General features: G+C 52.0%; 22 protein-coding genes. 6 read left to right on the forward strand and 16 right to left on the reverse strand.

All coding sequences use genetic code 11. The annotated features are described in order from the left end of the window. On the forward strand, window positions 1-390 hold the full coding sequence (locus AB6B37_RS13030; RefSeq protein ID WP_371396250.1) for a hypothetical protein: 390 nt from the start codon (window positions 1-3) through the stop codon (window positions 388-390). Here the strand turns inward: AB6B37_RS13030 and AB6B37_RS13035 are convergent, their stop codons facing one another. The 7 genes from AB6B37_RS13035 to AB6B37_RS13065 all read right to left on the reverse strand — a co-directional run bounded on the left by AB6B37_RS13035 (window position 391) and on the right by AB6B37_RS13065 (window position 10,458). Beyond that, a complete protein-coding gene (locus AB6B37_RS13035; RefSeq protein ID WP_371396251.1) occupies window positions 391-1,773 on the reverse strand; it encodes a mechanosensitive ion channel family protein in 1,383 nt (460 codons plus the stop codon). It abuts the gene before it with no gap. A 116-nt stretch (window positions 1,774-1,889) separates the two neighbouring features. Beyond that, entirely contained in the window at window positions 1,890-4,415 is a 2,526-nt protein-coding gene (locus AB6B37_RS13040; protein ID WP_371396252.1) for a DUF1508 domain-containing protein, read from the reverse strand. Between the two features lie 139 nt (window positions 4,416-4,554). Further along, window positions 4,555-5,853 (reverse strand): replication-associated recombination protein A, encoded by a 1,299-nt coding sequence (locus AB6B37_RS13045; RefSeq protein WP_371396253.1) that lies wholly within the window; start codon window positions 5,851-5,853, stop codon window positions 4,555-4,557. 8 nt (window positions 5,854-5,861) lie between these two features. Then, a complete protein-coding gene (locus AB6B37_RS13050) occupies window positions 5,862-7,292 on the reverse strand; it encodes a Do family serine endopeptidase (RefSeq protein ID WP_371396254.1) in 1,431 nt (476 codons plus the stop codon). A 71-nt stretch (window positions 7,293-7,363) separates the two neighbouring features. Further along, complete coding sequence (locus AB6B37_RS13055; RefSeq protein ID WP_371396255.1) at window positions 7,364-9,070, reverse strand: EAL domain-containing protein; 1,707 nt, start codon at window positions 9,068-9,070, stop codon at window positions 7,364-7,366. 115 nt (window positions 9,071-9,185) lie between these two features. Beyond that, complete coding sequence (locus tag AB6B37_RS13060) at window positions 9,186-9,623, reverse strand: hypothetical protein (protein WP_371396256.1); 438 nt, start codon at window positions 9,621-9,623, stop codon at window positions 9,186-9,188. A 106-nt stretch (window positions 9,624-9,729) separates the two neighbouring features. Next, complete coding sequence (locus tag AB6B37_RS13065) at window positions 9,730-10,458, reverse strand: glycosyltransferase family 2 protein (RefSeq protein ID WP_371396257.1); 729 nt, start codon at window positions 10,456-10,458, stop codon at window positions 9,730-9,732. Window positions 10,459-10,575: 117 nt separating this feature from the next. On the opposite strand from AB6B37_RS13065, the gene AB6B37_RS13070 reads away from it, so the two are divergent. Then, on the forward strand, window positions 10,576-12,309 hold the full coding sequence (locus tag AB6B37_RS13070; RefSeq protein WP_371396258.1) for an ArnT family glycosyltransferase: 1,734 nt from the start codon (window positions 10,576-10,578) through the stop codon (window positions 12,307-12,309). On the opposite strand, the gene AB6B37_RS13075 is transcribed toward AB6B37_RS13070, so the two are convergent. The 6 genes from AB6B37_RS13075 to AB6B37_RS13100 form a co-directional block, all read right to left on the reverse strand. Next, on the reverse strand, window positions 12,306-13,211 hold the full coding sequence (locus AB6B37_RS13075; RefSeq protein WP_371396259.1) for a glycosyltransferase family 2 protein: 906 nt from the start codon (window positions 13,209-13,211) through the stop codon (window positions 12,306-12,308). The two genes, AB6B37_RS13070 and AB6B37_RS13075, sit on opposite strands and share 4 nt — an antisense overlap. A 69-nt stretch (window positions 13,212-13,280) precedes the next feature. Further along, complete coding sequence (locus tag AB6B37_RS13080) at window positions 13,281-14,564, reverse strand: O-antigen ligase family protein (RefSeq protein ID WP_371396260.1); 1,284 nt, start codon at window positions 14,562-14,564, stop codon at window positions 13,281-13,283. Between the two features lie 24 nt (window positions 14,565-14,588). Next, on the reverse strand, window positions 14,589-16,526 hold the full coding sequence (thrS, locus tag AB6B37_RS13085; protein ID WP_371396261.1) for a threonine--tRNA ligase: 1,938 nt from the start codon (window positions 16,524-16,526) through the stop codon (window positions 14,589-14,591). A gap of 12 nt (window positions 16,527-16,538) precedes the next feature. Then, window positions 16,539-16,868 (reverse strand): membrane protein insertion efficiency factor YidD, encoded by a 330-nt coding sequence (gene yidD / locus AB6B37_RS13090; protein WP_371396262.1) that lies wholly within the window; start codon window positions 16,866-16,868, stop codon window positions 16,539-16,541. 2 nt (window positions 16,869-16,870) lie between these two features. Next, window positions 16,871-18,685 carry a DUF5060 domain-containing protein gene (locus tag AB6B37_RS13095; RefSeq protein WP_371396263.1) on the reverse strand — a complete coding sequence of 605 codons (1,815 nt, stop codon included), beginning with the start codon at window positions 18,683-18,685 and terminating at the stop codon, window positions 16,871-16,873. Continuing rightward, window positions 18,682-19,110 carry an iron-sulfur cluster assembly scaffold protein gene (locus AB6B37_RS13100; protein WP_371396264.1) on the reverse strand — a complete coding sequence of 143 codons (429 nt, stop codon included), beginning with the start codon at window positions 19,108-19,110 and terminating at the stop codon, window positions 18,682-18,684. The genes AB6B37_RS13095 and AB6B37_RS13100 overlap by 4 nt, the downstream gene beginning before the upstream one ends. A 102-nt stretch (window positions 19,111-19,212) precedes the next feature. Between AB6B37_RS13100 and AB6B37_RS13105 the strand changes: the two genes are divergently transcribed. Next, window positions 19,213-20,136 carry a tyrosine recombinase XerC gene (locus AB6B37_RS13105; protein WP_371398460.1) on the forward strand — a complete coding sequence of 308 codons (924 nt, stop codon included), beginning with the start codon at window positions 19,213-19,215 and terminating at the stop codon, window positions 20,134-20,136. Here AB6B37_RS13105 and AB6B37_RS13110 read toward each other — a convergent pair. Then, window positions 20,133-20,456, reverse strand: coding sequence for a multidrug efflux SMR transporter (locus tag AB6B37_RS13110; protein ID WP_371396265.1), 324 nt, complete (start codon window positions 20,454-20,456; stop codon window positions 20,133-20,135). The two genes, AB6B37_RS13105 and AB6B37_RS13110, sit on opposite strands and share 4 nt — an antisense overlap. 84 nt (window positions 20,457-20,540) lie before the next feature. Further along, entirely contained in the window at window positions 20,541-21,032 is a 492-nt protein-coding gene (locus tag AB6B37_RS13115) for a DUF2141 domain-containing protein (RefSeq protein WP_371396266.1), read from the reverse strand. Window positions 21,033-21,164: 132 nt separating this feature from the next. Here AB6B37_RS13115 and AB6B37_RS13120 point away from each other — a divergent pair, with 132 nt between their 5' ends. From AB6B37_RS13120 to AB6B37_RS13130, 3 genes are all read left to right on the forward strand, one after another. Further along, on the forward strand, window positions 21,165-21,785 hold the full coding sequence (locus tag AB6B37_RS13120; RefSeq protein ID WP_371396267.1) for a hypothetical protein: 621 nt from the start codon (window positions 21,165-21,167) through the stop codon (window positions 21,783-21,785). Further along, the gene (locus AB6B37_RS13125; RefSeq protein WP_371396268.1) at window positions 21,775-22,110 is read left to right on the forward strand and encodes a winged helix-turn-helix domain-containing protein; all 336 of its coding nucleotides are present in this window, start codon (window positions 21,775-21,777) and stop codon (window positions 22,108-22,110) included. The genes AB6B37_RS13120 and AB6B37_RS13125 overlap by 11 nt, the downstream gene beginning before the upstream one ends. A 212-nt stretch (window positions 22,111-22,322) precedes the next feature. Next, window positions 22,323-22,850: an alkylphosphonate utilization protein gene (locus tag AB6B37_RS13130; protein WP_371396269.1), complete on the forward strand. Its 528-nt coding sequence runs from the start codon at window positions 22,323-22,325 to the stop codon at window positions 22,848-22,850. 11 nt (window positions 22,851-22,861) lie between these two features. Here AB6B37_RS13130 and AB6B37_RS13135 read toward each other — a convergent pair whose 3' ends face one another. After that, window positions 22,862-23,848 carry a TIGR00341 family protein gene (locus AB6B37_RS13135; RefSeq protein WP_371396270.1) on the reverse strand — a complete coding sequence of 329 codons (987 nt, stop codon included), beginning with the start codon at window positions 23,846-23,848 and terminating at the stop codon, window positions 22,862-22,864. Window positions 23,849-23,904 lie beyond the last annotated feature (56 nt).

Genomic DNA, 23,904 nt, shown 5'->3' on the forward strand with positions numbered 1-23,904 from the left:
ATGTCCAAAACAAAACTGGCAATGCGCGAAACAGCGGCCCCCATGGTCGCCTTGATCACTAGCTTGTCGACACTCGTCTGCTGCACCTTACCTGCCGTTATGATTACGCTGGGTATGGGGGCAGCGCTATCGTCATTGACCGCGAATGTGCCGCAATTAATTTGGCTGTCTGAGCGAAAACCGCTGGTATTTGGTGGGTCGTTTGTTTTGCTCATGCTGGCATGGCTCATGCGTTATTTAACGCGCAATATGCCCTGCCCGACTGACCCTGCTGCCGCAAAAGCGTGCGCAGCCCTCCGCAGTTTTGGCGGCTGGGTTCTATATATCGGATTTGCAGTCTGGGCCATTGGCGCATTTTCAGCTTTTATATTGCCCAAGATACTCGCATAATTATTTTTTCATCGTGACCGATATTTCTGCGGGTTGACGGATATTGATATCGCGCTGCGGAAATGGAATTTCCAGATTATATTTCTCAAGCGCAGTATGCAGCGCCCAATTATAGTCAGCTTCGACCCGGGACGGGCGTTTTACGGCGCTATCTTTTAGCCAGACAACAAGCGCAAAATTTAGGCTACTATCGCCAAATTCGGTCAGCCAGACGGCTGGGGCGCTATTGGGCATATCGGTTTCAGTCCACTCCACTGCTTCTGCGGCTTCCAGTCCCGCTTTTTTCACAAGCTCTTTGTCAGAGCCGTAAGCCACGCCAAACGGGACCCGCAAGCGACGGCGCGGGTCACGCAATGTCCAATTGATAACTTGAGCTTTGATAAATTCTTCATTGGGGACAAGGATATCAACGCTGTCATTGGTTGTGACTAATGTCGACCGAATGTTAATCTCTCTAACCTGACCACGCACACCCGATTGTAGTTCAATAAAGTCACCGACTTTCACAGAGCGTTCAAACAATATGATGATGCCGGATATAAAATTGGAAAAGATTGCCTGCAAACCAAAACCAAGACCAACACCGATACCACCCGACAACACAGCAAAGGCGGTTAGCGGTATACCAACAGATCCAAGTGCAATAATAATCGCAATGATAAGGAGGCCGATTTTTGCGACTTGCCCCAATAGGCCCGCCATTGACGGCGTCAGGCGGCGGCTGGCCTGCACCTGTGTTTGAGCCGCGTCACCTGCGATACGACCAATCCACAATGCAAAGCTTGCCACGATAACACTGGTCAGTATTTGCAGCACGGAAATACGGTGATCGCCAACGGGAAAAGACGCCCGTTCTAATGCGGTTGTCAGAGGGTCAAGCCAACGCAGAATATAAAGCGCCGCAATGCCCCATGCTGACCATGCCAAAGCTGTCTTCACAGGGCCAGATGTCATATTCCGGGTTAATAACCGCACAATAATTGCGGCATTGGTCAGACTGGCCGTGATACGAATTAAGCCGGCAGGACGGTCAAGTGTTTGATAAACAAACATAGACAGCCACAAAAATATTACTGTGATAATGGGCCAGACCACAGCCTGTAATGCGTTGAGAATGCGGTAGATAATATCTTTAGTATCGCGGGCCGTCATATGCGTCTCAAGACGCTGTCTGGGCCGTCTGGATAAAAGCCAACCCAAGATGGCCACAGCCACGATTGTTAGTAACTGCCAGAGTGTAGAGAGGGACAATAATTGATCCCAAGTTTTTATGGCCCAAGCCTGAATATCTGCCACGAAAGCTAGATCGTTATCTGATGACATCAGACCTGTGTCCTGCGCATTGTTACTAGGCGTTGCTTGCATCATGGTTTCAAATTTCATAAATCCCCATTTCACAATGACATACGCATAGCCTGCACAAATGTTGCCATATTAAATATAAAATCCGCCCCTGAGCTATCAGAGGCGGATGATAATTTTGATGATGTTAATATCGCCTATTGGCAGACATACATATAATTCCCGCATGTCTTCATGAAATGAACGTCTTGCCCATTCGCAGACTGCACACGAAACGCTTCGCGGTCACGGTCATTTGTATTGAGTTTTGAGTATTGAAGCGCATGCATCTGACTAAATCCAAGCAATCCTGTCTCGCCAAACGCTAGACTATCTTCGCTAAACATCGACGCGTCCATAGCGCGAAACCCGCTATAGCCCAAAGCGCGGGCCATATAGTTCAAAAACGCACGATCGACACCACCAGAGTTATAGGCCGTGTTCAGCTTTTCATAAAACTGACGCGGGGACAGACCATGACTATTTCCAAATTGCGGGTTGGAACCAAGATAGCGAATCGGGCGCGGAGTTTCAAAGCTCGGCACATTAAACAATGTGATATCGCTTGGTCCGCACATGCGCGTGATCGCTCCGGCGACCATGCGCGCTGGTTCTGGCGCTGACACTGTGGCTTGCGGCGCTGCTACAACTGGCTCGGGGACAGCAATAGGCTCTGGCATCGGATCTGGTTCTGGAGCAGGCTCGGGTTCTGGCTGCACTGGACAGGCCGAAAGTGAGGCCGCGACACTACCGTCCCAACAATCAATTTTGGTCGGGCAAGCTGCTTGATTTGCAGCCTCTGTCCCGTCCCAACAGGACACCATTTGAACGGCAGGGTCTGGTACATCAACGGGTGCGGCGAGATTATCACCACCGGCGAAACAACGGCTTAGCAACAACAGCGCAAGCAAAGCCAGAAGCCCCAGCAATACCCATTTCAGCCATCCCCAAATACCAGCGCCAGTGGCCCCTGTGGCAGCAGCCGTCGCCGCCGTGGTCGCCGCAACGGGCGCAGCTGCAACAGCAGGAGCCGCCGCTGCAACAGCCGCCGCGGCAATTGGTGCAGCCACAGCCGCAGCCGCAACTTTTTTCAAACAAGACCGTCCCACCTCACGGCCCGTTTCGTCATAAAGGACATCCAGATAATGAGCCCCTTTGGTAATCCGTTTATAATAACGCTCGTCATCTTTGAGACGCAGAACACCCGATAATTCTTGGTCGCGGTCTTTGGCGCTAATGAAGCCTTCACTACGAAGGCGTACGTCACCGTCATCATCGTAAAGCGCAAAATAAAATTTACCGTTCTCATGACGGAACAAGGCAACATTATTGGCTTTGTCATTCACATCGCGGTCATGATATTCTTTACACGCGAGGTAATCATCGTCCTTATCACGCTTATCTTTTGTTGGAGCCGCTTTCGCTGCCGCCGCGATAACGGGAGCCGCAGCCGCGATGGGGGCCGCTTTAGGTTTGGATTTCGGCTTGGCGGCCGCTTTACGCTTACCCAAAAGATATGCCGCGCCTGTCGCCGCTGCAGCAGCAGAGCCGTACCAGACGGACCGCGCAACTTCTTTACCGTTACCCGCTTTAATGCGGTAATCATGCTTGCCGTTCTTTAAGCTACGATAATCATAACGCTTTTCCAGCTTCATGTTTTTTTCGGTCGAGGCCCGTCCTGTTTCGCGCGCCGCCTTCGTTGGATAGCTTTCTGAAATCAGGACAATCTTGCCTGCACGGTTATAGGTAAAGTAATGGGCGCCATTATGCTCAAAGGTATCAAAACCGTCTTTGACTTTATTGCCGTGCTTTTCATAAAAGGCGAGTGGATGGTAATTATCCTCAACATTCGCCGCTTTGGGCTTAGCCACTTTGGATTGGGCCGCTTTCGCTTTTGCAGGCTTGGCTTCAACCTCGCCGCGAAGCGCTGCCGCTCCAGCAAGCGCCGCAGCGGAACTTCCATACCAAATTGACGTCGCAATTTCTTGGCGGTTACCGGCGTTCAAATCGAAATAATATTTTCCATTTTTATGGCGGTGATGCTCATAGCGCTCTTTGATAGGCATGTTTTTCTTAACAGACACAATGCCGTTATCGCGAGCCGCCTTGGAGGTATAACTCTCGGAAATAAGAACAATCTTGCCGGATTTATTATAGGTGAAATAATGCGCGTCATCGTCGCTAAAGCTGCCAAATCCGTCTTGCAGCTTGGCAGAGCGTTGTTGATAAAAAGCGAGCGGTTTGTAATTTTCAATGCGTCCGTCAGTTTTAGTTTTTTTAGGAGCCGCTTTTGCTTTCGTGGCTTTTGCTTTGGCTGGCTTAGTCGGGGCTTTCCCCATCACGCGGTCAGCCATCTCTTGCGCTGACTTTTCCGTGCGCGCGTTGGGGCCGACAGCAATTTCTTGTCCATTACCTGCAAAAAGTCCGTAACGATATTGCGATCCATTTTTAGAAATACGGTAGCGTTTTTCATCTTTCATATTCTTACGAACAGACTCGATGCCGTTATCGCGACCCGCAACAGAGGTATAGCCTTGGGAAATAAATCCAATCTCTCCGCCGCTTAAATATGTGAAGTAATGTAAATCGCCATCTTCAAACTTTACAAATCCGCGCTGGCGATCAGCCGCCGCTTTTTTATAAAATCCAATTGCTTTGTAATCATCATTTTGTTTTTCAGCCACAGTCAGCTCCCTCCAGAAAAAACATATGAATGCAAGATTCGAAGTGAATGTTACGTGAATTTAAGATTTAAGGCAAATTTGTTCACTTTAAACGCGTAATCGTGCAGAACGCTTTAGAGCAGAAGGCTCGCGCCCTGTTTTAATCACCGTCTCGTTTTTTCGCCCATTCTGCTAGGCGCGCGGCAATTTGGGCCTCGCGGCCCGCCCCTTTGGGGGCGTAAAATTGCTGGCGGTTCATGCCCTCGGGAAAATAATTTTGACCCGAAAAACTGCCCTCAACATCGTGGTCATATTTATAACCCGCGCCGTAGCCAATATCTTTCATAAGTTTGGTCGGCGCGTTGAGTATATGGGCGGGCGGCGCGAGTGATCCCGTCTGCGCGGCCACTTTCATGGCGGATTTAAACGCCGTATATACCGCGTTGGATTTTGGCGCGGTTGCCATATGCACCACCGCATGGGCCAACGCCAGTTCTCCTTCGGGGGATCCCAATGTGCGGTAAGTGACCATTGCTTCATTGGCGATCATCAGCGCCAGCGGATCAGCAAGGCCAATATCCTCGGACGCCATACGGATAAGGCGGCGTGCAATATAGAGCGGGTCTTCACCGCCCGACAACATCCGTGCAAACCAATACAGCGCAGCATCGGGATCAGAGCCACGAATAGACTTATGCAAAGCCGAAATTATATTGTAATGACTGTCCGCTTTTTTGTCATAGGCGGGCGCGCGTTTTTGCAAAACAGCGGCCACGGCTTTGGCGTCAAGTTTTTGATGCGGGTCGAGCGCGAAAATTTCTTCGGCCAAATTTAGACCATAACGACCGTCCCCATCGGCGTAATTAATTAACGCCTCTCTTCCCTCATCGGTCAGTGGCAAAGCACGGTCCATATGCGCTTCGGCGCGCTCAAGTAATTGGGTCATAGAAGGCCCGTCAATACGGTTTAACACCATAACTTGTGCGCGCGATAACAAGGCGGAGTTAAGCTCAAATGACGGGTTCTCTGTTGTGGCCCCGACAAGGGTTACAATGCCTTCTTCGACAAAGGGTAGAAAACCGTCTTGTTGGGCTTTGTTGAAACGGTGAATCTCGTCGACAAATAATAATGTGCCCTGCCCTGTGGCCCGCCTTGCTTTGGCGGCCTCAAAGGCTTTGCGTAAATCCGCCACGCCAGAGAACACAGCCGATAGCTGCACAAATTCCAAATCCGCATGATCGGCAAGAAGTCGCGCAATGGTCGTTTTACCAACACCGGGCGGTCCCCATAAAATAATAGAGGCCATACGCCCCGATGCCAACATCCGCCCCAGCGGCGCATTAGGGCCGATGATATGGTCTTGGCCAACAACGTCGCTAAGGCTTTGTGGCCGCAGCCTATCTGCCAGCGGACGCGGCGCGTCTCCGTCTAGTCCCGCGCTTTGAAATAAATCGCTCAAGACGTCGTCTAATTTGCGCGCGGAAGGTAACGCACGGGAACGTCGTAAATCTTGCCGCGACGGTCAATAGACAGGCTCCAATCTTCGCTATCTTCTGCTGCAATTAATAAACGTTCTAACTGCCTTGCAGAGGTGATATCGGTATCATTTAGCGTCAAAATAACATCGGTTGGCCGCAGACCATTGCTATAGGCAGCACTGCGGCGCGCCAGTGACAAGACCATGACGCCGCGCAGATAAGGATCAACATTAATTTCTTCACCAAGCGCAGGGGACATGTTCACAACCGTCGCCCCGTCAAGCGGATGATACCCATCAAGGAACCGTTCATCGCGTGCAGGAATTTCTTGGGGAATATCAGCTTTGATAGTCTTTGTCCGCTCCCGGCCGTCGCGCATAAAGACGACTTTGGCGGAGGACCCAAGCGGCAATGTCGCCAATCGAAAGCGAAGTCCGCTATCATCATTCACATCAGATCCGTCAATCGACAGAATAACGTCGCGACTTTTTAAGCCCGCTTTATCAGCGGGGCCGTCTGGATAAATTTCCGATATAATCGCGCCGCGCGCACGGTCCATGCCCAGCGTCGCCGCCAGCGCGCTATCCACAGCGCTTGTACGCGCGCCAAGCCACGGCCGCACAATACGACCTTCGGTCACGGCACTATCGACAGCGCGCGCCACAAGTTCGCCCGGTATCGCAAAGCCAATCCCGTTAGAGCCGCCAGAGCGCGAAAAAATAGCAGTGTTCACACCAATAAGGCGTCCATCCAAATTCACCAACGCGCCACCAGAATTACCGGGGTTCACCGCCGCGTCCGTTTGAATAAAGGACGATACATCGGTCACATTGGTGCGGCCCAGCGCGGATACAATCCCGCTGGTCACCGTTTGGCCAACACCAAAAGGGTTGCCAATCGCCAGAACAATGTCACCGATTTCCAAACTGTCATCTTCCGAGATTGACAGCGTTGGAAGGCGTTCGCCTTTCGTGTCGATTTGCAAGACGGCCAAATCAATTTCTTCATCTTGGGCGATGACTTTGGCGACAAATTCACGGCGGTCGTTTAGCACGACACGCAACTCATCCGCGCCTTTGACGACATGGGCATTGGTCACCACCACACCATTATCGCGCACTATAACGCCAGAACCGAGCGAGTTTTGCACCCGTTCCGTTGGCGCGCGGCGCATATCGCGCATCATATCAAAAAACGATAGCCGAGAGCGCGTGCGCACCGTGCGAGAGGTAAAAACATTAACCACGGCGGGGGCGGTGTCTTTGACCACAGGGGCGTATGACAGCTGCACCTGTAATTGGCTATCAGGCACAATCCGGTCAGCTTTAGGCATAGACAGCAAAGGCGGTTTCGCGACCGCAAAGCTTGAGGATAAAGCCAACGTTGTGGCGCTTAAGATGGAGAGGGCTAATCGTTTCATAGCCCTATATTTAGGGGTAAGTTATCAGAATACAAAGGCCGCATGACGGAATATGAGGGAATTGTAAGATATTAAGCGCCTGTGTGACGCTGCCACGCGGGCGCGGCACTGGGGACCCCGAACAGATAGCCTTGCAAATAGTCGACACCCAGGCGCTTTAAGAGGTCTGCATCTTCACGGGTTTCGACCATTTCGGCAACGGTCTTCACACCAAAGGTCTGTGCCAAATCAACCATCATGCGCACAAATGTTTGCTTATGCGGGGTCATCGACAGGTCTTGAATAAAGGACCCGTCGATTTTCACGCTATCGGCTTCAATCGCCATCAAGTTTTGAAAGGTCGTATAGCCAGAGCCAAAATCATCAATTGAAAACTCACAGCCGAGCATCCGCGCTTCGACAGAAAAACGGCTCGCCATAGCCGGGTCTTCTAGCGCAACGGTTTCCGTCAGTTCCAACGTCACCCGTTTTGTCGCTGGGCCGAGCGCGCGCAGAGCATCGAGATAGGCATCCGCCGTTTCCAAATATTTCACCGTCGCAGCAGAAACATTGAGCGCAAGGCGAATATCAGAATAACGCAGCAGCGTTTCAGACGCAATTTCCAGCGCGCGACGATCCAAAAGATGCACGAGCCCCAGTTTTTCAGCCGCCATAATAAAGCCGCCCGCCGAGACAATTTCCCCGTCACCGCGCTTTAGCCTTAGCAAACATTCATAGTGATGAAGGTCGCGCGATTTGGCGTCCACAATCGGCTGATAAGCCAGTGATACCCGGCGGTCATTAAGCGCAGCGATCACGTCTTCCGCCTGTGTTTTGGGCTTCACATTATGGTTGCGAAATTTGTCGGCATCATAAGGCACATAGCGCGCACCCATATCCTGGGTCACCGCTAGGGCCGCGCGCGAGGCGCTAAATAGCGCTTCTATATCCACGCCGCCTTTGGCTGACATGGGTACGCAGGACGCGTTAACTTCCGCATATAAATTCCCATGCGGGCTAGGATAGGGTGTGTCAGAGAGATAAGATAAAAGCTTATTGACACGCGATGTCATTTCGTCCGCTTCGCAATCGGCCAGCGCAACACCAAAGCTAATCCCGCCAATACGACCGAGCAAATCTGGCGCGGGAAATTTCACTGATAATCGCTGCGCCAAAGCGGTGATCAAGTGATCGCCCGTATCATAGCCGTAACTGTCATTAATATCAGGAATATTGGACAGCTTTAGTCGCACCAGCGCGCCGTTACGACCAAAATATTGCAAACCGCGATGCATGGTCGAAACAGCTTCCCGCAGACGGCGTTCATTCCATAAATCTGTTAATGGGTCATAGCTCGCGTGATAAATGGCTTTGGCTTCTTCTAATTTTCGGCTCTCTATATCAATAATAATGGCGGTAATATCGCTTGCGGTTTGACCTTGGCCTGATAAGCGCTGCCCCCGTTCCTCGACCCAAACACGGCGCCCATCTAGACCGTCAATTTGGTAACTGACACGGTACCGCGCGCCGTCCCATGTTAAAGACCGTAGCGCCGTATTACGACGGCGCCGTGATGCCATATCAAGTCGCGCGTTCAGACCCTCTTGGCTATGAGGAAGTGTCTCTGGGCGGCAGCGTAACAGCCGCGCGGCGTCAGGCGCAAAGCCCCAATCAAGGGTGCCGTCCGCGTCCACGTCAAAGGGTGTTGCCCCCATCAAGCCAAAACTATGGGCAGAGCGGCCATAGGGCTCAGCGGTTATATCAGAAGCCGGGGCGGCTGATTTTGATGTCTCACGCACGTTGCGCTCCACTCCAAATAAAGGCGCAGCTCCATCCCAAAGGCCGCTGTTGCCATCCCAGTGAGATATTGCTTAACGCAAAACCTTTAAGATTTCGTGGCCCGCACAGCGTCATTTAGTCAAAGCCACCGTCAGAGACGCCAAAATCACGACGCGCGCTAATAATGGTCACAATGAAGCCCGCCATAACGTCGAGCAATGTCATCATCATAACAAGAAAGAAGACAGAGGTCGCAAAGGCTGGAAACATCAAAAATTCAACGAGGCAAACAATGAACAATACCATGGAAAACGCGTGATTAATAATCGCGCCGCGTCCTGTGCCCGTAGATTTTAATAGCTCGAAAAATAGCATCAACAAGCTAAACGCGATTAACGCATGGCCCGGTGTAATATCCCATGTTGTATCCGACGCCATGGTCACAGACAGGAAATCTTTATCCATACGTTCGCGCACCGCATCAACACTGGTAAAGGCAGAGCCGCTCCAGGCGATAACATTGTAAATCAAGACAGGCAGGACAAGCAGCGGAAAAACCGTAAATACGCGCATATCACCCTCCCTTAGGGTCAGGGGCAAGATGCCCCCCGAATCAGTATGATTAACAAAGCCTAAAGGGTAATCGCTATCAAGACGTAAACGTCTTGCTGCGGCCTGCTTATAATTCGTCCCAACCGCCTGGATTACGAGAGCGGCGGTTTAGCCACATCACACCGCGCAAATCCGCAATCGAGACAATCAGCCGTCCAAAATTGGTATATTTCGATACGCCAAATTCGCGTTCTCTGTGGTTCACATCCATAAATTCGGTCGTGTAGCCTTCGCGCAGCATCAGCGCAGGAATATAACGGTGGATGTGATCGAAATACGGCAGGCGCAAAAAGGCCTCGCGCTTAAACACTTTAATACCACACCCCGTGTCATCAGCATTATCGTGCAGCAAGCGCTTGCGCACACCATTGCCGATACGGGACGCTAGTTTCTTGGCTGCACTATCTTGGCGTTTCGCTCGCCGCCCACCGACTAGCGCCAAAGTATCAGCCGCATCGGCCCGCGTTAATTGGGCAATCATGGCGGGGAGGTCCGCTGGGTCGTTTTGCCCGTCCCCGTCAAGTGTGCCGATAATAGAGCCTTTGGCGGCTAGAATACCCGTCCGGACAGACCGCGACTGCCCTGCGTTTTGACGATGCGACACAGCACGAAGGGCTGGAAATTCAGCCTGCAGTGCCTTTAACTTAGGCGCCGTGTCATCGACGCTGCAATCATCGACAAAGACCATTTCATAAGCTTGCCCATCAAGCGCAGCCGCAATTTCGCCGACAAGCTTGGCGACATTTTCACCCTCATTATAAACGGGGACAACAATAGAGATTTCGACATTAGACATAAGGCACCAATTTTTCGTCCTCTTGCCACGGGGCGGACGGCTTCGCAACATACGGCTTTGTCACCTTTGATGACAAAATATACTCCCCATCATCTTTGCAATCCGCTATGGGGACTTATGACTTCGGACACGACACCCCCATCAAAAGCCTCAAAACGGCGCACTCATAGCGTCCATGCGGTGCTTTTGACACTGTTGACCTTGCTTATGGCAGTGCCGGGGATATGGAACTTACCCGTGATTGACCGAGACGAGGCGCGCTTTGCTGTCGCGAGTGTTCAAATGGCGGAAAGCGGAGATTATGTGTCTATCCGTTTCCAAGATGAAGCCCGCAATAAGAAACCTGTCGGCAGCTATTGGGCCCAAACGGGGTTTATCAAAGCGTTTTCAAAAGACGGCGAGCGCCGCATTTGGGCGCAGCGCATTCCGTCCGTTCTAGCCGCCATTATCGCGGTGCTTGCGACCTATTGGGCGGGGGTAGCCATGATTGGGCGGCGCGGAGCCTTTGTAGCGGGCGGCTTACTTGCGGTTTCGGCCCTGTTTGTCTTTGAAGCCCACATCGCCAAAACAGACGCGCTTTTATGCGCTATGGGGGCGCTCGTATTCATGAGCTTTGCGCTTTTACGCCAAGGCGGCGGGCGGCTTTACGCGCTCGTGTTTTGGGTCGCCCTAGGACTGGCTGTGATGATTAAAGGCCCCGTTATTCCCGGTGTTGCGGGTCTAACGCTTATCACTTTGGCGATATGGGAACGGCAAAACGCATGGATGCGCACGCTGTTATTTTGGCCTGGCCCGATCCTGTTTCTGCTAATCATTCTGCCGTGGTCGATTATGATTTATCAAGCCACAGAGGGCCAGTTTTTCAAAGATGCCCTTGTCGGGGATTTCGGGCAAAAGCTGGTCTCTGGCCAAGAAAAACACGGCGCCCCCCCCGGCGCATATCTGCTTAGCCTGCCTGTCGCTTTTTGGCCGTCCGTTTTATTCTTAATCCCTGGTTTTGCCTTTGCCATACGTGCCGTGCGGCGTGGTCTGGAGAATATAAATCCCGTCGTGCGCGCTATGCGCCTCGCTCTGGCGTGGGCCATACCCTATTGGATTATCCTAGAAATTATTCCGACAAAGCTGCCCAATTATTTATTGCCTGTATATTCCGCCTTTGCCGTGATGTGCGCAGGGGCCATATTGACCCTTTTTGCGGTGAAAGAATTTAAGATCAGTCGCATCATCAGCGCCGTTCTTATAGGCCTTGTGTCCACCGCTTTAATCGCAGGGATATTAATCGGCGAAGCGGTTTACGGACCACTGCCCACATGGTCATTTGGGTTTAATTTCGCGGCCCTTCTGGCCGTGGTATTTTCCTGTGTCATGCTGGGCATGGGGCGTGCAAAAAAGGCGGTTATCGGCGTTATCGCGGGCGGTATATTGCTGTATCCGTTTCTATATGCCGTCCTGCTGCCGTCCCTATCAGAACTGCGTCTGGCTGACCGCGTCGAAGCAGAGTTTAATCAAAACAATATCACCCTGCCCCGTAAAGGCGGGCCGCAAGTTCTGGCCTATAATTTTACAGAGCCCAGCCTCGTCTACCGATTAGGCAGTGACATTGTCTTAGGCGATAGAATTAAACTAGATACACCGCTTTTAATCGACACTGTAATTTTAACGGATAGCATGAAGTCCGAGACGGACGCGTTTTTACAAGCCGTTTCTGAGAGCGGCAATTGCACCGCACCAATCAGCACAATCAAGGGCCATAATTATTCCAAAGGAAATGCGGTCAGTTTGGACTTAGTGCAAGTCATCCCCTGCCCATTAGAACCACAAGGCGAGCCCGACACAGAGCCGCAAAACTAACGCCCTAAAAACGCCTTACGCAGCACTAAATACCACGCGCGCCCCATAATCGCGAGGAACATAAACGGCATGGCAATATGGGTTAAAGCCTTGCCCCACCATTTATCGGAATAGCTTTTGAAATAGCGGTAAAAGCCTTTGAACTTGCTAAATTCAACGTCTTGGCGACGCGCGCGTGAGGTCGATCCGTAATGCATCACTGTCGCTTTGGGATGAAAAATCACAGAACCGCCCATGTGGCGCACACGGCGGCATAGCTCTATATCTTCGACATGCAGGAAATAATCCTCGTTAAAGCCGCCAACCTCTTCAAAACTAATGCGGTCCATCATCAAGCATGCCCCACTGACCACGGGCACAGATGTTGGAGCGTCAGGCACGGGCTGTGTTTCCAAATGCAGGGATTTAAAACCCGGTAGCTTATGCAGCGGCGTAAAGCTGATAAGCGCGCTTAGCGGTGTTAAGTCATCACGCCGCGAGCCGCGCTGCTCATGACCGTCAATATCAGAGAGCCGCCCACCGATAATCGCAAGACCGTCTTGGGCGTCCGCGCATTCGGCCAGCATCATCGCAGCGCCGGGCGGAATAATCGCATCTGGATTTAAGAACAAAAAATGCGTCCCGCGCGCCACGGTCGCGCCGTAGTTACACCCCTTGGCAAAGCCAATATTACCGTGACTTTGGACAAGGCGGATACGGTCATGATCTTGGACTAGCTGGCTAAGCTTTTCACGCGCAGCGTAACTATTGCCGTTATCAACAATGACAATCTCAAAGATTTGCGGGTCTGCAATCACCGCCGCCACAGCCTCTAGCAAGGCTGGGCCCGTGTGATAACTGACCATGATAACGCTGATTTGGGGGCGAGGTTCAGGGCGGATTAATGGAATTACATTGGCCATTGATGTCCTCTATCCCTTGATTCGCACCTTTATATAGATGAAATTTCAAAGAGAAAGCAAAGAGTTAGACTATAATTTGCCTTTATCAGACGCGATTGGGGCATAATTGCGGCGTGTTTTCGGCACAAAGCCCAAAAGCCCGGTCGAGAGCGCAATCAACGCCCACCACCAATCTTGCCAGACACCATAGGACACAGATGCAATAAGAATGACTGCTGCCATCGTACCCGCGACGGCGACTGCGCGCGCGCGTCCACCGCTTGCGAAATCTTGCGCCTTTTGCCCAATAAAGAAAATTGTGATGACGGCCAGCAACGCACCAATCGCCCCCGTCTCCAGCCAAATTTGCAGGCCTGCATTATGCGGATGCAGCGATATTTTCGCGAGGCCCTCAAAGCCGCGCGCTTCAAATGTTGCGTTAAACGTGCGAGAGGCATCAAAGCCGTGACCCCGTATGGGGGCGGCGCGGGTGAGCTCTGCGCTATACCCCCAGGTCACAAGACGGTGTTCCCATGAAAACGGCAACGCGTCGCGGACGCTCTGTGGGACCGCGCCCATGAGCGCCCCAAAAAGCGGCGCGAAGCCGACAAGTCCCATAGAGACATAAGTCAATGTTTTTATGACAGCCGTCGGCCGAATGGCGGCAAATCCCATAGCCGTAATAGTCAAGACTAAGGCCAGCACACCGGCCATAATCCCGCCCGCGACTGCGGCTGTGATGTTCAAAATTATCAACGCCGCCACCATCCACGGCCCTCGCCTTTGCGTCCAAAGCAGCAGTGTTGCAATAGGGGCAAAAACCAGATTAGCCATGATAATGCCTTGGCTGACATTCATTTGGGCGTCACCCAGTCGCGATATGGGGTCTTCATTCGGGCCGACAGGATCAACCAACATCGATAGACGGTAACCCGTCAGCGTATCAAGACATAGCAATATAGCGGCGATAAATGTTGCGATGACGATCACGCCTACGCCGCGCTTAGTTACGCCTTTTGCAGCTCTGAAGAAGGCCCCCATACCAAAAATATAAAAGACAGCTCCAATCAGCAGCTTCACAGGATTGCTTAACCCCTTGGCGGTGTAATCCGACCAACTTGCGCTGATTGCAGCCCAAAGCAAAAATAATAAAAGCGCAATCATCCAGCGTGCAGGTTTCAGGCCTAGATCTAGGCCTTGCCGTCCCTGACTGATAGCAGCAGTGGCTAGCCCTATAACACCTGCAATCGCCATAAGTGGTGCGATACCCAGCCCGCCAGCATGGGCCGCCAGCAAGCAAAGACAATACAGAACATAAACTGCGCGCGTGTTTATCCGCGCGGCAAGGTGTGGGTGCTCTGTTGCCTCAGCCATGATAATGCGTTTGCCTGCTCACGCCTATGTCCGACGTTGGTCGGGGGCAAGCGCTTCACGGGAAAGCGTTTTAATAGCATCGTCCAGCGTTATAATCTCTTGATCACGAGAGCCAAGACGGCGCAGCGCAAGCTTGCCCTCTTCGGCTTCTTTCATACCCACGACGGCAATGACGGGGATCTTACGGTCCGCGCTATGCTCGCGAATTTTGTAATTAATCTTCTCGTTTCGTGTGTCTACCTCGACCCGAAGACCGGCCGCGCGCAATTTTGCAGCGGCCTCCTCCGCATAGTCATCCGCGCCAGAGGTAATGGTCGCGATCACGACTTGGACAGGGGAAAGCCACAGCGGAAATTTACCCGCATAATTTTCAATCAAAATACCGATAAAGCGTTCTAGCGAGCCTAAAATAGCGCGGTGCAGCATAACGGGACGATGACGTTGGTCATCCTCGCCAATGTAATCAGCACCGAGACGCTCAGGCAGCACGAAATCCACTTGCAGCGTGCCGCATTGCCAATCCCGACCAATGGCGTCACGCAAAACAAATTCCAGCTTTGGCCCATAAAAGGCCCCTTCGCCCGGATTCATCACCACATCAAGGCCTGCCGATTTTACAGCGTCCATCAGCGCGGTTTCAGATTTATCCCAGGTTTCGTCCGTGCCTGCCCGCGTTTCTGGACGGTCAGAGAATTTCACCGTCAGCCCATCAAAACCGAAATCTTCATAGACCGATTGCAGCAGGTCAATGAAGCTTTTCGTCTCGCTCGTAATTTGATCTTCTGTACAGAAAATATGGGCATCATCTTGGGTGAAGCCGCGCACGCGCATAATACCGTGCAGCGCCCCAGTCGGTTCATTGCGGTGGCAACAGCCAAATTCGGCCATGCGCAGCGGCAGGTCGCGATAAGACTTCATGCCTTGATTAAAGATTTGCACATGGGCGGGGCAGTTCATGGGCTTTAGCGCGTGAACCTCGTCATGACTACCGTGTGTAACCTCTGACACGAACATGTTTTCACGAAATTTATCCCAGTGACCGCTATCCTTCCACAGCTGATTGTTAATCAGCATCGGTGTTTTGACTTCGGAATAATCAGCGCCTTGCAATCGGCGGCGAATATAGTTTTCAACCTGCCGCCAGAGCGTCGCGCCTTTGTCATGCCAGAATACCATGCCTTGGGCTTCAGGTTGCATGTGGAATAAATCCAGCGCTTTACCAACGCGGCGGTGATCGCGGGCTTCGGCTTCTTCGAGCATCTTCAAATGCGCGTCTAAATCTTCTTGGCTCGCCCAAGCTGTGCCGTAAATCCGTTGCAATTGCGCCTTGTCGCTATCGCCGCGCCAATATGCGCCCGCGACTTTCATCAGCTTGAACGCTTTACCAATCTTACCTGTGGAGGGCAGATGCGGGCCAAGGCACAGGTCAAACCATTTGCCTTGTTTATAAACGGTGATGACCTCGTCTTCGGGTAGGTCCTCAATTAACTCCGCTTTAAAATCTTCGCCCATGTCGCGGAAGGTTTTAATCGCCTCATCACGGTCCATGACAATGCGTTCAAATTTGTCATTGCGGTTGATGATAAAGGCCATCTTCTTTTCAATCGCGGCAAAATCGTCTTCGGAAAACGGCTCGTCGCGGTAGAAATCGTAATAAAATCCGTTTTCAATAACGGGGCCAATGGTCACTTGCGTGCCAGGGAATAGCTCTTGCACCGCTTCGGCCAGCACATGGGCAGCGTCATGGCGGATAAGCTCTAGGCCTTCGGGGTCTGCGGCTGTGACCAGCTCTATTTTTGCATTATCATTGATGGGCAGAGAGGCATCAACCAATTGACCATCAAGCTTCGCCGCGAGCACTTTTTTAGCAAGGCCCTTGGAAATGCCCTTGGCAACCTCCATCGCCGTTACGCCAGGCTGGTAGTCACGTGTTGCGCCATCGGGAAATGTCAAAGTGAGCATGTTTTAACCTGCTTAGCTATCGGTATGTGTTCCGCGCCAACGGCCATATCGCCACGGCGCCCAGAAAGGCGCCTTTTGCACGTTTTTCGGAACATTATCAATGCCCGAGGTCGCGCCAAATGCCCTAAATGGATGACAGCGCGACAGCCGTGCCAAAGTCATCCAACCGCCAGCCCAAAAACCGTGTCGTTCTATGCACTCATGACAATATGTCGAGCAGCTTGGCATATGTCGGCAACGCACGCCCAGCACCGTTAGCGCAGGGCCTAATGTGTATTTATAGACCCGCAGAAGGCCAAAAGCGGCATAGACCATAACGCTTTTTTTGGGTGGGCTTTTCATACTCAATCAGCGTGCAACCGTAAATTCGGGGCCATGGGGTCAATCACGGTCACCTCGCCTTGATGGGAAAGCGTCAAGCTATCGATTGTATAAACCCACGGAATATGGCCCTCGCCTTCGGGCAAGGTCGGTTTTGTACGGCCCATCGATATGACCACAGCGTGTCCCGCTTTATCTGTCAGCGTCGTTTGGGTCTGCGTCCCGTCAGAGTTCATCGACGCGCGCAAGCTGTTCATATCAAAGTTATCGTCAAAAAAGCCGCGTACATTAGCCGACGTCTTCCAGAGTGCGTCGCGACTGCGTTGGTCCTCATTAGATAAATCAGAAGTCGGCGCATTATTTTGCCAGCCGAAATACCAATCAACGCCCGCTCCACCCGCCAGCAGTGTCGGCCATAACACGCCTTCGATTTCGCGGCGTTTATCGGTTTCAATATCATCGGGTCTTGCACCGTATTCCCAGCCCAAGGGTTCGTCCACGCTCACCATCCAACCCCGGCCAGCCGCCTGCGCCTTTTGTGTCCATGTCATGACTTTTTCAAAATAGCTGTGATGGGCTTGCAGGCTAATGCCAGAAAAATCGTCTGCGCCAAGTTTAGGGCCATAAGTGTCGTCTTCGCCGTCAGGCCAATTATGACTTTGTATGGCGTGGTCTTGCGGGTCTAAGGCTTTAATATAGCTCGCAAAGGCTAAGCGCTGCGCCGCAGTTGTCGGCTGACGGTAAGGGTCTTGCCCGCTATTGCCCACAACACCATTTTCTTCGCCCAAATTCCACACAAGCATTGGCAGATGCGAAAACCGCGCGACCATTTCGCGGTAATAAAGTTTACGCGACGGGGCGAAATCTTTACTTACATTTACCCCGTCAAAGGCTTCGAACCAGCTTTCGTTTTCCGTCTCGGTTAGCAGCATATCAATCAGCACATCTTGGTCATTGAAATGGCCAAGAACGCGCTGCCACTGCGCCAGTTTTGAGACATCAAAGACATAAGGGTCAGTGTGATCGACATAGGGGAAGACGTCTTGCCCGTCGCCTTCGATGTTCATCGTTACCAAATATTGCGCGTTAACGCCCACGTCTTTGTAATAATTGGCAATACCCAAAATCGCAGCCCCCTTGCCACCGCGCCATATTGGGTCACCAGTTTTGGCGTCTTTAATATGCGGATCAAAGCGGTGTAATTGCGCCTCGCCGAGAGCAGGGAAATGCGTGCCACCAACATCATAGGTGCCGTCAAAATCGACATAGGCCAAAATATTCTCAGGGCTACCCGCGCCAGTCTTTAGGAACGGTACGCCCCGCGCGTTTTGCAAATAGCGGGTTTGGGTATCAAAGAGCCGCTTGTCAGTGACATCTGCGCCCAACGCTTCGACAGAGAAGGCCCCGCGAGCCCCGTCAAATTTTCTGACGGATTGGCCGATACCGTCATTCATTGCGATATCACCGCCTGTTTTGAAATCAACGCGGTAGCTCCAGCGCCCAGCCTTTGGCGGCACGAAATGCGCGCGCCAGACTGTGCCCGAAATCGCGCCTGTCTCTGCCGCATTACCGTCCGCTGCAAAATAGGCGGGCACGGTCACAGAGGTTCCGTCGTCATGTGTGATGACAAGGTTGACGCGGTAATCGGAAAAAACTGTATGGCTTTCAATTTCGTCAGGGCCGCGCAAATCAATATCAATCACTTGCCCAACCACCCCGTCGCTGACTGTTGGTTTGGGTTTAAACAGACCTGTTGAGAGGACAATAAAAACTGCAGACAAAACAAGAATGGCAATCGTTAGCGGATTATTCCACCGTCTTTTCGATGCTTTTTTCACGCTTGCCCCTCCGCAATCTCTATGGCCTCAACGGCTGCGTCAAAGGCAAGTAATGTGCTATTATGGCGGGCGGGATAGGCGCGAACGCCTGATAACAAGGCAAGCTTAGAAAAGCGCCCAAGGGGCGGCGCCCCACCGCTCTTTAACATTGCGCGCAACCCGTCCCGCGCAGCTGTAACTTCGCGCAGGCTCGCCCCGATGATGGTCTGCTGCAATATGGCAGCAGAGGCTTGGCCAAGCGCGCAAGCCTCTATACGCAACGCCGTATCGAATACCACGCCGTTGTCCATGATGACATCAAGCTCTATCCAAGAGCCGCAAAGTTTTGAGACCTTTCGAACTGTACCGTGGGCGTCTTGTAGCGTCCCCGTCTTTAAGTGGGCGGAAAGCGTAAGAACATCGGTGTTATAAAGGCCGTCTAGCATAATACTTATATAGGGCGCAGAGACACGCTCTACAACGCGGGATTTGCTTAGAGATTATTAAGGCTAAGCCGTCACTATCATCCTATGAACACGCCTTTGAAAATGCCTGCGGCAGACTGTTTAGCGTTATTTTTAGCCCATCTGTTGGGCGAGCGTCGCTTGGCCGATAAAACGGTCGAGGCTTATCAGCGCGACATTGGCGATTTTTTAGGGTTTATCACAGACCATACAGGTCAAGATGTGACGCTGGTTGACTTGGGCGCTTTGAAGGTTACGGATTTTCGAGCCTATCTTGCGCATCGGCGGCGCGGGGATAAGGCGCTGTCAAGCAGTTCGATTGGGCGGCACCTCTCGGCACTGCGGACTTTTTTTCGCTACATTGAACGGCGCTGGGATATACGCAATGACGCGCTGGCGCTGATTAAAGGCCCGCGTGCCAAACGCCCTTTGCCCAAGGCATTATCTGTGTCAGGCGCGCAGCAAATGATGGACGGCGGGCTAAACCCTGAGCGCGAGGCCTGGATAGAGGCCCGCAATGTCGCGGTCATGAGCCTTTTGTACGGGGCGGGGCTGCGTATATCCGAAGCGCTGTCTTTAACGTCGTCGCAAACCCCGCTTGGTGATACGCTAGTCATCACGGGTAAGGGCGGTAAGTCCCGCCTAGTGCCGATACTGTCCGTTGTGGCAGAGGCTGTAGCGCGCTATCAATCATTATGCCCGTTTAGCGTTGCGCCTGACGCACCAATGTTTCGCGGCGCGCGCGGCGGCGTATTAAATCCGCGCATTATCCAAGGCGAAATGCAAAATTTGCGCGCGGCTTTTGGTTTGCCCGATAGCGCGACACCCCACGCGCTTCGCCATAGCTTTGCCACCCATTTGCTGGCGGGTGGTGGGGACCTTCGCACGATACAACAGCTTTTGGGTCACGCTAGTCTATCCACAACACAGCGCTATACCGATGTGGACGGGGCCGCTTTAATACGGGTGCATAAAGCCGCCCATCCTAGGGCGAAAATCTCGCGCTAATGCTGTGTGGTTAGGTTAAGCCCAACCGCACCGATGAGTATCAATCCGATAAAGCCGTATTGGGTTAGCGCGAGTTTTTGATCAAACAATAATATCGATAGGGCGGCGGCGCAAACAATCCCCATACCCGCCCAAATGGCGTAGGCTACACCAACGGGAATGACTTTGATCGCGGGGGCTAACATCCAAAAGCATATGGAGTAACACGCAATAGAGGCCATACCGATGCCGACTTTTTCAAACCCATTTGAGGCTTTCAGTAGCATGGTGCCTGTCACTTCAAACACAATGGCTAACCCCAAAAACATCCAAGCATTCATGACATTTGTCCTTTCTGACTAACCGTCTTCAAATATGGCTTTGCCGCTCAAAAGAACGGCAAAGCCTAGTTTATAAAGATGACCTTAGTTGGGATAGATCATCGACACTGTGACGTCTTTTCCGGCCATAGGAACCGTGACTTTGACATCGTCAAATTTTGGCGCTCGGTCAGTAGGGACTGTGCCTGATGCGCCCCAACCATCCTCGGGTTGATAACGCTCGTTCATGGAAAAGACACCGTCATTATCCAGATCATGCCAAAGGGATACGGCGTAATCATCAACGACGTCCACATTAACCATGGCCCGCATTGTGCCTGATGTCGTGGATTTTAGCACAACACCATGCCCTTTAATGCCTTGATACTGTCCGCGTTTTTGCACGGATATGTAAAGCGGCACATCCCCTGCCCGCACATTCTCAATCGTAATGCTGACGGGGATGGTACCGTCATTAGAGTGACCGCTGGACGCGAAGGCTGGCACGCCTGCGTTTAAAGATAAAGCGGCGAGCAAGGCCAATAGCCCTCCTTTACCGATAGACCGTTTTGGCTTGAGTTTTGACTTAACAAACATAATCGTCTCCTTTCATAAATTAGTTTGTATTTCAAACTTGACACAATTAAGTTTGTATTGCAAACTAATTTTAGTTAAAAAATGACAATTATTTTTCTGCGGTTCCCCAACGGGCCCTATATGGAGACAAAAATGACGAAATCAGATCTTATCGCTGACCTTAATTATGCCAGTGCCATTGCAAAGGACGGCGCGCATGGCCCGCTTTTGGGCGGCTCTATAGGATTGATGTGGGGCGTATTAATTATCCCAACCCTTATTTTTCATGGTCTGACCATGATGGGTAAAACGCCTATTCCGCTGGAAAACATTGGCCTTGTTTGGGCGGCTTACGGATTAATCGGTGGGATACTCAACGGCATATTAGGGCGGCGCGTTGGTCGCAAAGCGGGCGCAGGCTCCACCCTTAATAAGGTTAGCGGTGCGATGGGCATTTCTATGGGTGTGATTATATTCAGCTACGCCATTGCAACAGTTTATGTGACCGCAACGCAAGGCTTACCAATCTTTACATATGCAACGATAATGGTGCTTGCCTTTGCGCTGGGGTGCATGAATTTCGCAACGCTCGCTAAAATAACGGGGCAACGCTATTTAAAAATTGGGGCGCTTATATCGGGTATTTTTATGGTCATCTGTATGATGAATGTCACCACGATTAGCGTCTATTTCATCGCAGCTTTCGGCGTGCTTTGCACACAGGTCATTCCCGGCATTATCGAAATGAACAATGAGCGCCGCCATGCCGCATAAAGAAAACGCAGAGAATACAGGGGCCGACCACGATATCCCTATTGATGCGATTGATGATGTTATTCACGGACGATTACGGCTTGGCATTATGGCCTATCTATCAGCGGTGAACCCCGCGAGCTTTCCCGAACTGCTCGACAAGACAGGGACAAGTAACGGCAATCTATCGACCCATCTTACCAAGCTGGAAGCGGCAGGCTATATCCGCCAAGACAAGGGCTATAAAGGCAAACGCCCGCAAACATTAGTGCATTTGACCAATGGGGGCCGCGCGGCATGGATAAATTATCTGGATGCGATGCGCGCGCTCTTGGGTGACCCATAATAAAAATGCCCGGGCCATGCTCCTGGCCCGGGCAGTCTCTGAAGGGGTATCAGAACGCAGCGGCTGGAAGAAACCGTTGCGCACCTTATAACTAACTCAGTTTATATTCTGACGCTGTGACGTGCGTCACGCTTTTCTAGGAATTATCTTGGCCTAATCCTGACAATCCCTTAAGGCACATTTTTGATCATGTGCTACCCTAGGAGCTATCGATGTCCGCCCCCTGCCCCCTTTGCGAAACTGCGGTTGCTACGCAAGATTATAGCGTCCCGGAAACACCTGCCCCTATCACCTTAAAGCTTTGTGAAAACTGCCACGCAGCGTTGGATATGCCCGCCGCTAACGCCGCTCATTGGCAATGCCTGACGGTAACAATGTGGTCAGAGGTCGAGGGCGCACAAGTCACCGCTTACCGTATTTTCAAAGCCTTGCCATCAGAAGCCTTTGCCCAAGACGCACTCGATATGCTGTATCTTGATCCTGATACACAAAGCTGGGCCGACAGCTTTGCTTATCCTGTGCCCAATGCCAATCCAACTTTGGATTCAAATGGGACATTTTTAGCGGCGGGTGACAATGTCACGCTGATTAAGGATTTACCCGTCAAAGGCGCGGGCTTTACCGCCAAGCGCGGCACAGTTGTGCGTGGTATTTCGTTGACCGATAATCCAGAGCATATCGAAGGCCGGGTCAATGGTCAGCGCATCGTCATCATCAGCGCCTTTGTGAAAAAGGGCTAAGGCCCGACACTTTATGTGAGGCGAATATTCAAACGGTAAGCCAGCGCAACAAGTAGTAATAATAACACGCACCAGACAATAATATTGAGCCGTTGCGCGCGCCCTGCTTTTTGCTGACTTGTCCAGCGGCGCGGACGCAAACCTTTATAGGCAAAAACCAGTTGCGCCGATAAAATTGCGCAGACAACATTTAGCCCCAACAGTAACGCCGCCCCCTGCGCGCGGTCATAATCTCCAGCCCCCAAAAACAACGCCGAAGCGACAGAGGGCGGCAATAAGGCCACGGCCACCATCACCCCAACCAAAGCCGACGAAATCCCCGTGGATAATGACAGCGCCGCCGCAGCCCCTGATGCGAGCGCAAGCACCACTATTTCAGGGCCGATAACGGCCCGCGATGTCAGCTCTAAGCTTTCCATATTCACAGGGACAATCAACGTTAAAGCGAGCGCGAACACAAAACCGACGACTAATCCTGTGACCGCCGTTTTTGAAGCCTTACGCATGAGTGACATATCCCCCAGCGCTGTCGCCAAAGCGAAGGCCAAGATTGGACCTAGCAGCGGGGCAATCACCATCGCCGCAATGACAATGGCGACACTGTCCCCATTAAGGCCAATCGCCGCCACGATGGAGGACAAAACAGTCAGCAGAATAAAATCGGAATTCAGCGTGCAGTCGCGGTCGACCTTGGCGTATAATTCCTCACGCAAAGATGTCGTGCTGACTTTTTCGTCTGTGGGTTCTGGCGCTTCGGGGCGGGGCAATGTGGCCTCGACGGGCAGAACAACGACCCGCCAATCGGGCGAACCAGACAGCAAGCTTTGCAAATCATCGACAAGACCTTGGCCGCGCCCAGTTTCGACAACAATCTCAATGGCCTTTTCAAACCGGCCGTAACCACTATCCACGGACCAATCCACAGGGTTCGCGCGTTCGACAATGGCTATCACCGCGTCGGCTTTATCGGCAGGAAAATTGGCTTTTATAAATCGCATGATGCGTTGTAGCGGGACACGATTAAATTGCAAGCATGGCCAAATCACCCCCTTAA

It is taken from the genome of Fretibacter rubidus, from assembly GCF_041429785.1.
Taxonomy (GTDB): Bacteria; Pseudomonadota; Alphaproteobacteria; order Caulobacterales; family Maricaulaceae; genus Fretibacter; species Fretibacter rubidus.

Bases quoted from the DNA above. Each gene is read 5' to 3' on its own strand.
- AB6B37_RS13030 (WP_371396250.1), top strand. From the start codon at position 1: ATGTCCAAAACAAAACTGGCAATGCGCGAAACAGCGGCCCCCATGGTC.
- AB6B37_RS13035 (WP_371396251.1), bottom strand. From the start codon at position 1,773: ATGAAATTTGAAACCATGATGCAAGCAACGCCTAGTAACAATGCGCAG.
- AB6B37_RS13050 (WP_371396254.1), bottom strand. From the start codon at position 7,292: ATGAAACGATTAGCCCTCTCCATCTTAAGCGCCACAACGTTGGCTTTA.
- AB6B37_RS13060 (WP_371396256.1), bottom strand. From the start codon at position 9,623: ATGCGCGTATTTACGGTTTTTCCGCTGCTTGTCCTGCCTGTCTTGATT.
- AB6B37_RS13065 (WP_371396257.1), bottom strand. From the start codon at position 10,458: ATGTCTAATGTCGAAATCTCTATTGTTGTCCCCGTTTATAATGAGGGT.
- AB6B37_RS13070 (WP_371396258.1), top strand. From the start codon at position 10,576: ATGACTTCGGACACGACACCCCCATCAAAAGCCTCAAAACGGCGCACT.
- AB6B37_RS13075 (WP_371396259.1), bottom strand. From the start codon at position 13,211: ATGGCCAATGTAATTCCATTAATCCGCCCTGAACCTCGCCCCCAAATC.
- AB6B37_RS13080 (WP_371396260.1), bottom strand. From the start codon at position 14,564: ATGGCTGAGGCAACAGAGCACCCACACCTTGCCGCGCGGATAAACACG.
- thrS (WP_371396261.1), bottom strand. From the start codon at position 16,526: ATGCTCACTTTGACATTTCCCGATGGCGCAACACGTGACTACCAGCCT.
- yidD (WP_371396262.1), bottom strand. From the start codon at position 16,868: ATGAAAAGCCCACCCAAAAAAAGCGTTATGGTCTATGCCGCTTTTGGC.
- AB6B37_RS13100 (WP_371396264.1), bottom strand. From the start codon at position 19,110: ATGCTAGACGGCCTTTATAACACCGATGTTCTTACGCTTTCCGCCCAC.
- AB6B37_RS13105 (WP_371398460.1), top strand. From the start codon at position 19,213: ATGCCTGCGGCAGACTGTTTAGCGTTATTTTTAGCCCATCTGTTGGGC.
- AB6B37_RS13110 (WP_371396265.1), bottom strand. From the start codon at position 20,456: ATGAATGCTTGGATGTTTTTGGGGTTAGCCATTGTGTTTGAAGTGACA.
- AB6B37_RS13115 (WP_371396266.1), bottom strand. From the start codon at position 21,032: ATGTTTGTTAAGTCAAAACTCAAGCCAAAACGGTCTATCGGTAAAGGA.
- AB6B37_RS13120 (WP_371396267.1), top strand. From the start codon at position 21,165: ATGACGAAATCAGATCTTATCGCTGACCTTAATTATGCCAGTGCCATT.
- AB6B37_RS13125 (WP_371396268.1), top strand. From the start codon at position 21,775: ATGCCGCATAAAGAAAACGCAGAGAATACAGGGGCCGACCACGATATC.
- AB6B37_RS13130 (WP_371396269.1), top strand. From the start codon at position 22,323: ATGTCCGCCCCCTGCCCCCTTTGCGAAACTGCGGTTGCTACGCAAGAT.
- AB6B37_RS13135 (WP_371396270.1), bottom strand. From the start codon at position 23,848: ATGCGATTTATAAAAGCCAATTTTCCTGCCGATAAAGCCGACGCGGTG.